General features: G+C 56.6%; 10 protein-coding genes and 1 pseudogene. 6 read left to right on the top strand and 5 right to left on the bottom strand.

Going from position 1 to position 13,968, the window contains the following annotated elements; all coding sequences use genetic code 11:
• Positions 1 to 261: 261 nt before the first annotated feature.
• The 3 genes and pseudogenes from NLK60_RS05680 to NLK60_RS05670 all read left to right on the top strand — a co-directional run.
• Positions 262 to 793: pseudogene (locus NLK60_RS05680) on the top strand (hypothetical protein); the annotation flags it as partial.
• Between the two features lie 174 nt (positions 794 to 967).
• Positions 968 to 2,362, top strand: coding sequence for an FAD-binding oxidoreductase (locus tag NLK60_RS05675; protein WP_254809917.1), 1,395 nt, complete (start codon positions 968 to 970; stop codon positions 2,360 to 2,362).
• A gap of 799 nt (positions 2,363 to 3,161) precedes the next feature.
• A complete protein-coding gene (locus tag NLK60_RS05670) occupies positions 3,162 to 3,596 on the top strand; it encodes a pyridoxamine 5'-phosphate oxidase family protein (RefSeq protein WP_254809916.1) in 435 nt (144 codons plus the stop codon).
• 49 nt (positions 3,597 to 3,645) lie between these two features.
• Here the strand turns inward: NLK60_RS05670 and NLK60_RS05665 are convergent, their stop codons facing one another.
• Positions 3,646 to 4,017: a DUF7522 family protein gene (locus NLK60_RS05665; protein WP_254809915.1), complete on the bottom strand. Its 372-nt coding sequence runs from the start codon at positions 4,015 to 4,017 to the stop codon at positions 3,646 to 3,648.
• A 167-nt stretch (positions 4,018 to 4,184) separates the two neighbouring features.
• On the opposite strand from NLK60_RS05665, the gene NLK60_RS05660 reads away from it, so the two are divergent.
• Positions 4,185 to 4,385 carry a hypothetical protein gene (locus NLK60_RS05660; protein ID WP_254809914.1) on the top strand — a complete coding sequence of 67 codons (201 nt, stop codon included), beginning with the start codon at positions 4,185 to 4,187 and terminating at the stop codon, positions 4,383 to 4,385.
• Between the two features lie 6 nt (positions 4,386 to 4,391).
• On the opposite strand, the gene NLK60_RS05655 is transcribed toward NLK60_RS05660, so the two are convergent.
• Both NLK60_RS05655 and coxB read right to left on the bottom strand, forming a co-directional pair.
• The gene (locus tag NLK60_RS05655; RefSeq protein WP_254809913.1) at positions 4,392 to 6,872 is read right to left on the bottom strand and encodes a cbb3-type cytochrome c oxidase subunit I; all 2,481 of its coding nucleotides are present in this window, start codon (positions 6,870 to 6,872) and stop codon (positions 4,392 to 4,394) included.
• A complete protein-coding gene (coxB, locus tag NLK60_RS05650) occupies positions 6,872 to 7,822 on the bottom strand; it encodes a cytochrome c oxidase subunit II (RefSeq protein ID WP_254809912.1) in 951 nt (316 codons plus the stop codon). The genes NLK60_RS05655 and coxB overlap by 1 nt, the downstream gene beginning before the upstream one ends.
• 348 nt (positions 7,823 to 8,170) lie before the next feature.
• On the opposite strand from coxB, the gene NLK60_RS05645 reads away from it, so the two are divergent.
• The gene (locus tag NLK60_RS05645) at positions 8,171 to 8,461 is read left to right on the top strand and encodes an amphi-Trp domain-containing protein (protein ID WP_254809911.1); all 291 of its coding nucleotides are present in this window, start codon (positions 8,171 to 8,173) and stop codon (positions 8,459 to 8,461) included.
• A gap of 181 nt (positions 8,462 to 8,642) precedes the next feature.
• Here NLK60_RS05645 and NLK60_RS05640 read toward each other — a convergent pair whose 3' ends face one another.
• Complete coding sequence (locus NLK60_RS05640) at positions 8,643 to 9,053, bottom strand: DUF7975 family protein (protein ID WP_254809910.1); 411 nt, start codon at positions 9,051 to 9,053, stop codon at positions 8,643 to 8,645.
• A 59-nt stretch (positions 9,054 to 9,112) separates the two neighbouring features.
• Here NLK60_RS05640 and NLK60_RS05635 point away from each other — a divergent pair, with 59 nt between their 5' ends.
• The gene (locus NLK60_RS05635) at positions 9,113 to 9,748 is read left to right on the top strand and encodes an adenylate kinase (protein ID WP_254809909.1); all 636 of its coding nucleotides are present in this window, start codon (positions 9,113 to 9,115) and stop codon (positions 9,746 to 9,748) included.
• Positions 9,749 to 9,898: 150 nt separating this feature from the next.
• On the opposite strand, the gene NLK60_RS05630 is transcribed toward NLK60_RS05635, so the two are convergent.
• The gene (locus NLK60_RS05630; RefSeq protein WP_254809908.1) at positions 9,899 to 13,930 is read right to left on the bottom strand and encodes a DUF7289 family protein; all 4,032 of its coding nucleotides are present in this window, start codon (positions 13,928 to 13,930) and stop codon (positions 9,899 to 9,901) included.
• Positions 13,931 to 13,968: the final 38 nt, after the last annotated feature.

Here is a 13,968-nt window from a genome sequence, read left to right as displayed (position 1 = left end):
GCTCAACCAATGTGCCGCCTGATCGAGCAATTAGCCTCAGGAGCGCAATCGAACACCGAGGCCAAGCGCAGCTAGCGCCGCCGTAAGCGTCAGAAGTGGGATGGTTTCACCTACTGCCATCGGATGGTGTGACGACTCGTTCATCATCAGCGTCGGCCGAATCCCCTGTCTCGCCAGTTTCAATCGCTTGCGGTGGTATCCGTTCCCGGCGAGAGCGGGTCATAGAAAGCGTCACGTGCGAAGCAGCAGGGTGCGAAAAGTGTGTCCAACACCAGCGCAACCCTGCAAGACGTAGCTTCGGTAGACGACTTCTTGAATGCGGCGGCTACCGAGACAGTACCGCTGTTTGAATACCTTGAACTCCAGTTTCTGAGAGAGTACGACGTGTTCGCCCCCGCTTCGAGGGGGCGAACACGAGTTCACCAGCCACCAGCCCTCTTTTGGGGCTTTCTACACTGCTACTACAAGGACATCTACGGCACACGTCCGGTTGCACGAGAACTCCAGCAGGCCTCGTCTGGTATTACTGCGGACTCGACAAACCGCCGTCTAGAGACACGGTTGACCGCTTTCTCACCGATCTCGAACACGTTATCGACGGTATCTTCCACAGGCTCGACTACCGGACAGGAGTCGAACGGACCAACGACGCAGTCAAGGACTGCGGCCTCGGGTACGTCCGCGCTCGAGGCCGCGTCCACGCACGAAAAGAAGTGTTCCTTGCGCTGTGTCTCCGGCTCGTCGTTGCCATCACCACTACGAACGAGGAAACGAACCGGGCTGTGAGAAGCTATGGGATGGATTCTATGACACGCTCAACCGAAATAAAACAGGCGGTCCACGACATGAGCTGTTCCTCATGCGATCTAATAATTCTTGCAGTGGTTGCACGAGCGGCAACACCTGACAAGCAGTCAGCAGATGCCTATCTAACCCTCGTTATCGTAGCTCATCGGAGGTCGGGCCTATGACAGTCAACACTCCAGTAGACGACCGGGACTACGAATCGCTCACTCAGAAGATCCACGGCGAGGTTCTCCGACCTGATGACGAGGGCTACAACGAGGCGCGTGAGGTCTGGAACGCCATGATTGACAGGCATCCCGCCGTTATCGCCCAGTGTGCCGGCGTGGCCGATGTCATCCAGGCGGTCGAGTTCGCCCGTGACTACGACCTCTCCCTCGCCGTCAAAGGGGCGGGACACAATGTCGCCGGGAACGCTGTCTGTGACGACGGACTCGTAATCGACCTTTCACTGATGTCGTCGGTCCGGGTCGATCCTGTTGCACGGACGGTCCGTGTCGGACCCGGGGCGACGTTGGCCGATATCGATCACGAAACCCAAGCGTTCGGGCTCGCCACACCAATGGGCTTCGTCTCCGAGACCGGCATTTCCGGTCTCACGCTCGGCGGCGGCTTCGGCTGGCTCTCGCGGAAGTACGGAATGACGATCGACAATTTGCGGTCGGTGGATCTCATCACTGCCGACGGCGAGTTGATCCACGCGAGCGAGGACGAGAACCCCGACCTGTTCTGGGGGCTCCGGGGCGGGGGCGGCAACTTCGGCATCGTCACGTCCTTCGAGTTCGACCTCCACGAAGTCGGTCCAGAGATCCTGGCAGGATTGATCGTCTATCCGGCTGCGGATGCGAAGGCCGTGGCCCGTCACTGGCGGGACTTCGTGGCTGACGCCCCGGATGACCTCAGCGTCTGGGTGCTCGCTGGTACGGCACCTCCGTTTCCGTTCATCCCCGAGGAGTACCACGGGAGCACGATCCTCGCTGTCGTCCCTGTCTATACGGACAACGTGGATGAGGGGATGGCGCTGGTCAAGCCGCTTCGTGAGTTCGGTGAACCGGTTGCAGACAACGTAGCGCCGCGTCCGTACGCAGCCTGGCAACAGTATTTCGATCCGGCAAATACGTCGGGAGCACGGAACTACTGGAAATCGCTGAACTTCGACCACTTCAGCGACGACGTGATCGACACGTTCCTGGAGTACGGCCGAAACCTTCCGACAGCCGACTCGAAAATCGGCGTCGCCCACCTTGGCGGGGCCGCCAGCCGTGTTCCGGGAGATTCGACCGCGTACCCACACCGCGACGCGGAGTTCGTCGTGAACATCACTCCGCGCTGGACCGAGCCAGCCCGTGATGACCAGTGCATCGGGTGGGCACGAGAAGCCCACACGGCATTGACCGAGCATTCGACCGCCGGAACGTACGTGAACTTCATCACCGAGGAGACTGGCGAGGAACAGTTCGCCTACCGCGAGAACTACGACCGTCTCGTCGAGCTAAAAAACGAGTACGATCCGACCAACCTCTTTAGCCTGAATCAGAACGTCAAGCCGAGTCCCTAAGGATCTCTACTCCACTGACCGCGTCCAGTTGAATTCGCCACAGTGATGCTGATTATTGCGATACATCGCCCAACTGTACTTACCGTTCGTCGGGTAGTCGTGGAGAGAGTGTGCGGGCCGATCTCTGACACCCTTTTCCCGGAGACGGTGTTTCGTCCCAGTCATCCCTATCGGTGTGAGTGGGCTGTTGCTCACTCGAGCCCTCTGTCACATCGTCTTGGTCGCCCAGCCCGTTCGAGTTGCGAACATCGTCCGACAAATTTCCGTCCGAATTATACGCCGGCGGTTCGTCGGGTGCCGTCGTAGTTGTCATCGTCAGGACGAGTGCCTCGGTCGCCGCTTCGGCATCGATAATGCCGTCTCCGTATCGTTCATCGGTCGCGTTCGGTGCGTCTGCAGGCTTTCCCGTACTGTTTGGTTTGTCGCTGCTCGAGTTGCGTATAGGGTGGCTACCTCGGCAAGGATTTGTACGTAAAATCGTGAGGGGCGTTCACGAACCAGCCCGACACCCTACGGTAAAATCCTCTCACGCTAACACGGAGAGGAGGGCAACGCCGATACCGAGCGCGGCCCTGGCGTGACGATCAACGAGAAACGAACCTTCTTCCAACCAAACTCCACGACCTGCCCGTTCCCCAAACTGTGCTCATAGTAGCCGGTGAAACGATTTACACACCTACCGCGACGCCGTATTGCGAGAGGGTGTACAATGACTTTCACTGACCAGTATAGACGGTGCCCTTTATTAGCTCTCGTAATGTGCCGATTGGATATGTCCAGTGACAGTTACGGCGTTGTTATGGACGACGATGCAGTGGCCGAATACCTCGAATCGAAGGGAGTCGGCACGTTGTCGTTCGGTAACGAAACGGGCGGTTACGGGATTCCGATGTCGTTCGGATACGATCGGGTCGAAGATCGGATCATCTTTCAACTGTCTTTCGGTGAGGAGAGTCTGAAAGCGAAGTATATAGAGGAAGGAAATCAGGTTACTTTGTCGGCGTACGACTGGGAATCGATCCACGACTGGCGGAGTGTAGTCGTTCGGGGCACCCTCCACGAGATCCCGGTTGCCGAAAATTCACGACCGGCCGGGATTTTCGCAGCCTTCTCGAAGATCGCGTCACCCGAAGTGTTTCAGGAGCCGTTGAAAGATCTCGATTTCGAATGGTACGACCTTCGAATCGACGACGTACATGGGCGTCGGGCCGTCGATGCAGAAAACGAGGAGTGATAAATCACCTACGATTTGGCGGTCTGTGCCTGTCCAATGAAAACTGGTCTCACTCGTTCCACGTTTTCATTACCCGCTCCACGGCCGATGCCAGTTCGTCGAATTCTTCGGTCGGTAGCTGGTTCGTCGTTACGAAGACTCCCTTGGAATCCGAAATCACACGAACCAGATATCCTCTTTCGAACCGCCGAATAGTGTATTCGTACCGACCGAGTTCGGATCCTTCGTGTGTCGAAACCCGGTGGAATCCCTCGCGTTCGTTATCGACGAACGCTGCTATGTCTGCCTCGGCCGAAAGATAATCCGTGAGGTGAACCTGGTCGAAATCGTCTTCGGTAAAATAGACGATGCTTCGCAATGCCTGGCCTACGGTTTCCGAGCACGCCGCCTCAAGTCGGTCGCTGTCTTCGTTGGACAACATACGCTCTGATTTGCTTCGGTCGAGGAAAAACGTGTATTGGGGACGGCAGTGATTTTCGTTTCAAGATAGGTATTCTTTCGTACACCACCGCCAACATTGCGGCCAGCTCCCACTGTACGGTCACTGGGCCCCTGACTATTCCAAGAGGCTCGCTTCGATGATTAAGCATGAGGAGACGGTACCAGTGGTATGGGTCTGGTCGAGTTACCCCGTCGGACACGGACGGTTCGGTGAGCGTCGAACGCGCATCGATCGAAGTATCCACCGGCTCTCAGACTGAGAACAATCCCATCAACATCGAATTCGATAGCCCACTCGAGGAAGAATTAAAAATCACAAACAGCGTCGAAAAGTTCGTCGGGGGCTGAATCCGCCTACATCAGGTAGAACAGCGGGAACAGGAACACCCAGACGATATCGACGAAGTGCCAGTAGAGGCCGAAGAACTCGACTGGTCGGTGGTCTTCGAGGTAGGCATCATACAGGATGATCTTGTAGATCATGAACCCGGCAACGAGCAGACCAAGCAGGACGTGGAGTCCGTGCAGTCCCGTCGTCACGTAGTAGATGGAGTACTCGAGGCCACTGAACCAGAAGTCGCCTTCGGCGAACTTGGCATTGTACTCCCAGGCTTTTACGCCCATGAATGTGAAGCCGAGCATCAGGGTAGCGGTGAGCGTCGCAAGCAACCCCTTCTTGTTGCCACGTTCGGCCATGACCAGTGCCAGAATGACGGTGAAACTCGAGGTCAACAACACGTACGTGTTGAGCAACCCGGGCCAGGCCGCCGGTGGGACAGTCGTCCAGTCGGACCAGCCGGTGTGGAGGCGCATGAAGATGAACGCTCCCAGCACGGCACCGAAGACCACGACGTCTGATGCCAGGAATACCCAGAGACCGAATTTGCCATTATCGACGCCTTCGAACGGCCAGCGTTCGGCCACTTCCATCTCGGGTGCCTGGAACTCCTCCATACCGAACTGCCAGAGGAAGTACAACAACAGACCCAGTCCGGTCACGGCGAGAATCGGATAGACGATGTTCGGATCGCCAAATCCATCGACGTTCGCGCCCTGGGCGTTGGCGAACCGGGCGACGTACGGACCGAGACCGGAGATGCCCAGGAACATGATGAAGGTACCGAACCCGATTCCCAGCGGCCAGATGCTGGCGTGGTCGGCGTGTTCTTCCTCGTGTTCGTGTGCGTCGAGTACGGCGTTCGAGCCTTCTGTCGTAGCTATTCCCGTTCCCCCGTCCGTTGCTGCAGGCTTCTCTTCGACGAACTCGAGACGACCGGTCGCGTAACTCGGTCGTCCATCCCAGTTCTCGAGCGGTGGGGGCGATGGAATCGTCCACTCGGCCGTTCGGGAGAACTCCCAGGGATTATCCGGCGCGTCTGGACCGGAAACGAGGCTCTTCCCGAGCGTGTAGAACATGATCAGGAACGACGCCCCGAAAACGAACGCTCCGACGGTCGCCATCTGGTGATACATCGTCATGCCCTCCGCGAAGTGGAACACACGCCGTGGGGTTTCCCAGGCGAGGAACATCGGGAAGTAAAGCAGGTTAAAGCCGACGAAGTAGACAGCGAAGTTGAGTTTGCCGAGCGTCTCGTTGTACATCTTCCCGGTGATCTTTGGCCACCAGTAGTACAGGCCGGCGATCAGTGCCGTCACGCCGGAAACCATCACGTAGTGGAAGTGGGCAACGACCCAGTAGGTGCCCCGGAACTCGTAGTCGAGTACGACCGCGCCGAGGAACACCCCGGTAATGCCGCCCAGGATGAACAAGACGAGCGCACCGAGACTGAACAGGAACGGCGTGGTGAACCGAACCCGACCTTTGATCATCGTATAGATCAGTGCGAACACCATCAGGTCGAACGGCAACGAGATACCGATCGTCGTCGCCATGAACAGCGTCTTGATCTCGAGGTTGATCGTCGTCAGGAACATGTGGTGCATCCAGACGAGGAACGACTGAACGGTAACCAGGACCAGCGCAATAATGACCCATTTTCGACCGACAAGGCGGCGTCCAGTGAACGTCTGGAACGTTTCGAACATGATTCCCAGCGCAGGGAAGAAGACGATGTACACCTCGGGATGGCCGAAGAACCAGAAGATGTGTGCCCAGAGCAAACTCGAACCCTCACCAGCACCGAAATACTGCGTGAGCATCACGCGGTCGATCGTGAGCAACAGCAGTGCTGCGAGCAGTGCAGCGAACGCAAAGAGCATCATCCAGACGGTCAACAACCACGACCAGGTAAACATCGGCATGTTCCAGAGACCGAGTCCCTCCGCACGCTGGCGATGGATCGTCGTCAGGAAGTTGATCGTACCGAACGTGATCGACAGGGTGAACATCATCAGCGCCATGATGGTCGCAGTCCCGCCAGCCGTTGCCTCGAACGGCGTGTACGCCGGTACGTTGAGCGGTGCGTACATGGTCCAACCACCCTCGAAAGTGCCGCCAATGAAGAACGAAATCATCAGCAGGACGCCCGAGAACAGATAGAACCAGTAGCTCAACGCGTTGAGCCGTGGGAACGCGAGGTCTTTTGCGCCAATCTGCAGTGGCACGAAGTAGTTCGCGAAGCCTGCCGCAAACGGCGACAGGAACCAGAACACCATCAATAGGCCGTGTGAGGTCACCGCCTGATTGTAGGTGCTGTCAGTGAGGATACCGGCACCGCCGCTTTCCCAGAGATGTGCACGGAAGAGGAGTGCCATCACACCGCCGAAGACCAGGAAAAAGAGGGCGGTGCTCAGATACAGAATCCCCACGTCTTTGTGATTCGTGGTTACTAACCACCGTTTCACAGACCGCATTGGGGGAAAGTCATCGCCCATCAGTCGTCACCTCCGTCGTTTTCATTGTCTTCAGTATCGTTTTCGTCGTCATCACCGGGTTCCTCGAGTGTGAGGGTTTCGTCTGGACCGCTGACGATGTCGACGTCCATCTCGATCGTTTCGAAGGCGCCATCTGGCGACTCGACGAGCAGCGTATACGTGTCTCCCTCGTCGACAGTAATCCGGAGTTCGCCGTCCTCGAAGTCGTCCTCGGTGAAGGTCACAACGGTGTCATCACCGTGCACAAGCGAGCCTTCGATTGCGTCCGGATCGGTGATTGGTTCACCCTCCGCGTCTTCGAGATCGATCGTGACCGTCAACTGGTCCTCGAGCCACTGTTCGTATTCGGCTTCACTCTTGACCGTCAACGTGCCCTCCATGCCGGAGTGGCCGGGGCCACAGAGTTCGAAGCATTCGATCAGATACTCACCTTCGTCTTCGGCAACGAACCACGTAACGTCAGTTTCGCCTGGGAGTGCGTCGGATTTCACCCGCAACTCCGAAACGCCGAACGCATGCCAGACGTCTGTCGCAGTCACCTCAATCCAGATGGGTGTGTCTGCTGGGACGACCATTTCGTTACTGGATTCGACGCCGTTTTCGTAATAGAAGCTCCAGCCGAAGGCGAATCCTTCGACGTCAACTTCGATTGCGTCTTCGCCTGGTCCTTCGGGCCCGTCTTCGACGTACAACAGCATGCCGTAGGTCCAGAGAACCAGCGAAATGACGATGATGGCACTCAGAATAAACGAAAGGAAGAGCTTCTTCCCACCGCTACCACCCGTTGGGAGCTCGCCCAGCGTGGGCAAGTTTTCGTCCGGGTCGCGAGCGCCGTCGTCACGGTATTTGTACGCATTATACAACGTGTAAGTGATGACGATGATACCGACGAGCGTCCCCAGTCCAAGGAACACGAGGAAGATATCCTCGAAAACGTCGACACGTGTCATCAGCAGGGTCGGAAGTGGGATGGAGATTGTGGTCACCTCGGTTGAGTAGTCCTGTTATGGGACGATGATGGCTGGGTGCACTTATCTATTTGGAAACGCCCCACCAAAATCTGGTGAGCGAACAAGGCAGTCGTTCACCAGATTTTCGGTTGCGTCGTCACACCAGCCGATGTCCGTCACTGTATAGTTTGACTACCTGGTCTTTTGTCTGTCGTTCTCTCCTGGCGAACAGGCGGCATAATTCCTGCTTACCGTGGCGAAATGAGGTCAGTTGAGCGGCCCCACCATCTATCGATTCGACCTCGAGCCAGGGGTACGGTTTTATGCCGTGACCACGTTATTCAATGTATGCCAGAAGAAGTCCTCTTCAAATTCGAACAGCAAATGTCTACTGACGAAATCGCTGACTACCTTCGCTCTGTGGCCGACCGAATCGAAAGCGGGGAGCCACTCAGCCTCGAGTCAGGAACAGACTCAGTTACGATGGACGTCCCGGCAAACCCCACGTTCGAAATCAAGGCCGAGCGAGAAACGTCTTCCTCGGGTGGGACGCCCGAACTGAGTGTTGAGTTCGAACTCGAGTGGGACGAGGGTGTCGATGATGAGGCTGTCGGCGACAACTCGTTGACCATCGATTAACACGGTCTGTTGTGCTTGAGTATCGGTTGTCCTCGTCTTCACTCGGGCAATCACCGATAACTCGTTACGCTGTCCGTTGTTGTGTCAGCGACGAACTGACCTGGCCGCTGATCGACACGTAGCGACGACAATTCCCGTCAGTTGTGCCGCACAAACGGTTCCGTTGTGCTATCACCGTTTTTCACACCGCAGCAATCCAGATAATCGTGTCTTCAGGGCAATCGAACACCTCCTGTATCACGCCGTCACAGAACTGGGCAATCCGGTTCGGATCAGCTTTCGCGCTCACGCGCGCGTTCGTCCCCTCGGCTTCTTCGGGCCGGATCAGTTCCTCGATTTTGAACGCCGGAAACTCTGCTAGTAACCCTTTCAACCGCTCGAGTTCGTCGTCAGTACAATCGAGGCTGATCGTTCCATCGGCGAACTGTATCCAGGGGACGCCGAGGTCGGGGTCCGGTCCGGCGCCATCCTCGAGACTCGTTTCGTCGATCTCGATCGTCAGGTACGGGCTCGCCCGCTCGCGGTGAGCCGTAATCGCGTCGACGATCAGCCGTACCCGTTCACGGGGCGTCTCGGCGGAAAATCGCGTCATAGCCGGATGATCGTGCGCCATTCTTTAAGCCTTTATGTGCTGGCGCTGAACGAGCGCATATGGCACAGCCACGTATTCTCATCCTCGGGGCTCCCGGGGCCGGCAAAGGAACCCAGAGCGCAAAAATTGCAGACCACTTCGATATCGAACACATCACGACCGGAGACGCACTCCGGTCGAACAAGGAGATGGATATCTCCCATCTCGACCTCGAGTACGACACCCCCGGCGAGTACATGGATCAGGGTGAACTCGTGCCAGACGCCGTCGTCAACGCAATCGTCGACGAAGCACTCTCTTCGGCAGATGGCTTTATTTTAGATGGCTATCCACGCAACCTCGAGCAAGTCGAAGAACTCGAAGGAATGACGGATCTGGACGTCGTTATCGCCCTCGACGTGAGTGAGGCGGAACTCGTCCACCGACTGACCGGGCGACGGATGGACCCCGAAACGGGCGACATCTATCACGTCGAATACAACCCGCCGGAAGACCCCGACGTCGAAGAAAGGTTGATCCAGCGGGAAGACGACACCGAAGAGACCGTTCGTGAACGACTCCGTGTGTATTCCGAGAATACGGCAGCAGTTCTCGAATACTACGAAGATGACGGTCGCCTCGAGCGAGTCGATGGTGAGCAGCCACCCGATGACGTGTGGGAGGACGTGAAGGAAACGGTCGAAGAAACGAGCTAGGCTTCCTAAACCGGAACCCATGGCTGAAATCGGGCGGTAACGGTCGATTTCACCCATGAGTCGACAGTTGGGAGAGGACTACTACGTCAAGCGGTGACGTGTGAGCGAGAGCGGAAGACGTCGCCGGTTATCCGACAGTCGGAGAAACCGCTAGTGGATAGTCACACCATCGATACTGATATCGATGTTCGGATCGTGTACCGATCCGTTCTCTGCACCCGAATCCGAGTGACCAGGGCCCAGATTCGGTGGCGATCCGTTTTCGATACCACCGTCACCAATCCCGATATCTGGAACGTCTCCATCGGATTGCCCAGGACCCAACTCGAGTGGGCTGATCTCGATCGTCGTCGTCTCCTGATTCTCCTCACTGCGGACGGTGAGATCACCAGTTCCGACGTCTTCGTCGTCAGTCCGCCAGACCAGTGTAATCTGTTCTGTTTCATCTTTTCCGAGCGTGCTCGGTAACGTGACTGACTGCGTGTCGACCGTTTGTCCATCGGGGTCAGTGAGAACGATCGTCTGTGTCACATCTGATTCATCGCTGTCTTCGTACCGACTCGTCACCGTCACTTCGACCTCGAGGAACTCCCCGGCAGTGGCTTCCTCTGGGGCCTCGTCGATCGAGACATCGAACGTTCCTTCAGCGGCGAGTTCCCAGGCGAACCGTGGGTACGAATCGGGTATCGCAACCCACGGGCCGCCGTCTTCTTCGAATACGAGGTTCTCCATGTGTCCGGGTTGGTTTACCTCGAGTCCGGTCATTTCCTGAGTGTTTCTTCCGTTCCACTCGGTCTGCACACGGTTCATATTGATGTCACGGAACCAGTTGCCCGCCTCACCGTATGCTGCCGGTTCGACGGTCGTATCCCAGTAGATACTATCTGCAAACTCGTCCCCGTGAGACAGGACCGTGCCGACGACTGCTCCCGCTTCAGCGCTGTCGGCAGTCGCTGTCCCACTCGTATACATCTGTTCGAACGTCGAATCGCGGTACGAAGACGTACCGATAATAGCACCGACGTGTTCGTCACCGCTAACATCCGTGTGTGTATACGCCATCGAAACCTGCGTATTCCAGGTGGCACGGCCGACAAGTCCGCCAATTCCCTCGTGGTTCAATCGATTATTGCCAACGGCGTTGATCTCACCACCGACGACAGTTCCAACTGCAACGAGCCGATTATCGATATCGGCGTGGGCACCATCACCGATGAGACCGCCGACCAACTGCTCCTGGCCTTCGACGTAGCCTTCACTTCGAGCGTCAAGAACCGTTCCCCCAGCCTGCCCGACCAGTCCACCGACGTGTTGATTCCCAACGACGCTCACGTTTGTCAGTCTGACACTTTGGATCACAGAACCATCACCAGGTTGGACATCATCGCCCGTAACGGGATGGAAATCCTGCGTATAACTGGTTGCGCCGAACAGGCCGACGAAATTCTCATCGGGGCGGTCAATACTTAGCCCATCGATAACGTGTCCGTTTCCGTCGAAGTTCCCGCCGAACGGTTCGTGGTCAATTGCTTCAGGAGATTGCCAATAGGTGTTTGGATAGTTGTGACCGTCTGGACCAATCGGCTCGAATCCTTTCCCATCGTTCCAGTACTCTGTGCCGTGTGCGTCGATATCAGCGACGAGTTCGTAGTGTGCCTCGAGGTCGTGGTCGTTGATACACTGGAGTTCATCGATCGTACTAATCTGGTAGGGGTCGGACTCGGTCCCGGCTCCCTCGTAGTCGACAGCGTCACAGATTGGGCCATCTCGTTCGACGACGACCAATCCGTCACGTTCGTCGTCGTCGGTCGTCACGGAGACTCGCTCTGTGATCGTATCGGCATCGGTCTGGTAGTCGAAGGTGACGGTTTTCGTCTCATCTTCGTCGACAGTGACGGCAGTCGTGTCGATAATCGTTCCATCGGCACGCTCCAGGGAGACCTGTTGGCTGGCAGTGCCAGCGACGCTCTCGAGTTCCGTCACGATCTGTACCGATTCACCGGGCGAAATAACATCGGCGGTGGACTCCACGCTGTTGACCTGTAAAAGTGGATCAACGTCGACGCTCGCTGTCGCGTTATCTCCATCGGTTCGAAGCGTCACTGACGTCGTCTCCCCAGACCGAGGGGCAGCCACGCTATCCCACACGATAGGCACAGTTTTGGACTCCCCTGCATCGATATCGATGTCGTCGACGGCGACGATATCGTCATGGAAGCCCTCGAGCCAGACGAACTGCTCCCCAGCGTCGCCTTCGTTCGTGAGGGTAACATCGAGGTGGAGAGCATCGTTCGGCTTGACAGACGAATTGCGGACGTCGATTCCCTCAATCGAAAACGCAGGGGTGTCGCCATCTTCGACGACCAGGAACGACCCCAGGTGATCGAGAGAGTCGTCTTCGGTAGCGATATCGTACTGGTAGATTGTGCCCGCATCGACCGCGTGATCAGCAATTGGAAGGGAAATTTGCTTCGTGCTCGCACCGTCGATCGTGATCGATTTTTCCACCTGCTCGACGACTGTCCCATCGTCCATGAGGGTGAGCGTCACTGGCTGTTCTTGTTCGAATAAATGTGTATTTGCTACGCTCACTTCGATCGAGGCATCAGCTCCATCGGGAATGACGTGGCCCGTCTCTCCGGACACCTGTTGGTCTTCGGGGACGCCTAGATCGGCGGTGACTGCAACTTGCGGTTCGAATCCATTGGTTACCTCGAAAGTGGCTGACGAATCTGCATTGTCGGGGTTGTTTGGACCCTGTGGTCCTTCGTCGCCCGTAACGATATCGAGTTCATACTCGCCATTGGGCCAGTTGGTTTCGTTTATCGACCACGAAACAGTAGCGTTCGATCCATACTCAAGCGGCATGGGGCTGGTTGTACTGGTAACTTCCTGACCAGACGTTTCACCCCTAATAGTGAGTGTAACGTTCTTCGATCCGTTCTTTGCACCGATGTTTGCGATGTCAGTAGAGACGTTGATCAACTCTCCGGATCGACTCACTGCCGTCTGGCTAATCCGGTATTCGACGCCTTCATATTCGGTGTAATAAAACGAGCCCCGTGGATCGGTTTCGTCGTCCTCGGTCAGGATCTCGTATTCGTACGTCTGGCCGGACTCGAGGCCCTTGGCCTGCCCGGGATTGACTGAGAGAGTAACGTCGGCAGACTCGCCGCCAGCAAGCGTTTTTGTCGCTTCGTGATGTGGTGTGTTGAATTCGACGCCGGGTATTCGCAGACGGATATCCTGTTCGTCATCGATGTCGCCAGTGTTCTCGACAGTCGTTTCGAAGTTCATCCAGTCACCGCCAGCGTTGACAAACGTGTCTGTCGGAGAACCGCTTGCATCGACTAACCCCCGGTCCGTTTTCACCCAGAAGAACGGCGGCACTGGCTCCATCGTCTCCGTCTGCGTCGCGATTACGGTCTGAGAACCGTCGACATCGAACGAGCCACCAACGTAGTTTTCGTCTTCAAAGGACGCGACGTCCGTCGATACGTTCTGTGCACCGAACGTCGACTCGAGATGTCTTCGCCATCCATCGTGAAACTCGCTTTCGATGACGACTGCGACATCCGTATAGCCGTTACTACGAGCAGCCGACATTGCCTCTTCGATAGCGCCGTTGAAGCCATCGGTTGGTTGGTGTCGAACCGTGGCTTCTGAACCTCGGACGTCATCTTCATCGATGGTGACGAAACTGAGAGTGAGACCGTCGTCTCCAGCCATCGTCGGTGCTGATCGCACGGTGGTGGTCGAACCGCTTCGTTCCCACGTCCCACCACTCTGATAGGCGAGAACACTGTCTCCGGTTTCGTATTCGATCGCACCGAGCGATTCGAGATGGACAGCGGCCTCACCATCCGGATCGAGTGAGCCAGCTTCGGATTCGTTGTACCACACGATGTATACCGTCCCATCGTCACTGTACTTGGCGTCAGTCCACGGGACGACTTCCTCCGAGTAGGTCGTTGTCGTCGTCGAAATTCCGTGATGAGTCATGTCCACGGACGAAGCTGCCTGTTCGTGTGCTGAACTGCTCTCGAGTGCCTCGAGCGCAGCCATTCCCGTCACAGCGAGCACTGCCGCCCCAACAAATACCATACCAAATAGCAAGACAACGCCGATGAGCGGTGCGTCACCTCGCTGTTCAATTGATATGCCCTCGGTTACCACACCCATACGATTGCTAATTTCACCTATATATTTATAAAAGTATT

Source organism: Natronosalvus amylolyticus (assembly GCF_024298845.1).
GTDB lineage: Archaea > Halobacteriota > Halobacteria > Halobacteriales > Natrialbaceae > Natronosalvus > Natronosalvus amylolyticus.
Note: the sequence above shows the minus strand (reverse complement) of the source record. Positions and strands in the feature narration are given on the sequence as shown.

What these genes read in the sequence shown, in the direction of transcription:
- NLK60_RS05665 (WP_254809915.1), bottom strand. Translation starts at nt 4,017, where the DNA reads ATGTTGTCCAACGAAGACAGCGACCGACTTGAGGCGGCGTGCTCGGAA.
- coxB (WP_254809912.1), bottom strand. Translation starts at nt 7,822, where the DNA reads ATGACACGTGTCGACGTTTTCGAGGATATCTTCCTCGTGTTCCTTGGA.
- NLK60_RS05630 (WP_254809908.1), bottom strand. Translation starts at nt 13,930, where the DNA reads ATGGGTGTGGTAACCGAGGGCATATCAATTGAACAGCGAGGTGACGCA.
- NLK60_RS05640 (WP_254809910.1), bottom strand. Translation starts at nt 9,053, where the DNA reads ATGACGCGATTTTCCGCCGAGACGCCCCGTGAACGGGTACGGCTGATC.
- NLK60_RS05660 (WP_254809914.1), top strand. Translation starts at nt 4,185, where the DNA reads ATGAGGAGACGGTACCAGTGGTATGGGTCTGGTCGAGTTACCCCGTCG.
- NLK60_RS05645 (WP_254809911.1), top strand. Translation starts at nt 8,171, where the DNA reads ATGCCAGAAGAAGTCCTCTTCAAATTCGAACAGCAAATGTCTACTGAC.
- NLK60_RS05675 (WP_254809917.1), top strand. Translation starts at nt 968, where the DNA reads ATGACAGTCAACACTCCAGTAGACGACCGGGACTACGAATCGCTCACT.
- NLK60_RS05670 (WP_254809916.1), top strand. Translation starts at nt 3,162, where the DNA reads ATGGACGACGATGCAGTGGCCGAATACCTCGAATCGAAGGGAGTCGGC.
- NLK60_RS05655 (WP_254809913.1), bottom strand. Translation starts at nt 6,872, where the DNA reads ATGGGCGATGACTTTCCCCCAATGCGGTCTGTGAAACGGTGGTTAGTA.
- NLK60_RS05635 (WP_254809909.1), top strand. Translation starts at nt 9,113, where the DNA reads ATGGCACAGCCACGTATTCTCATCCTCGGGGCTCCCGGGGCCGGCAAA.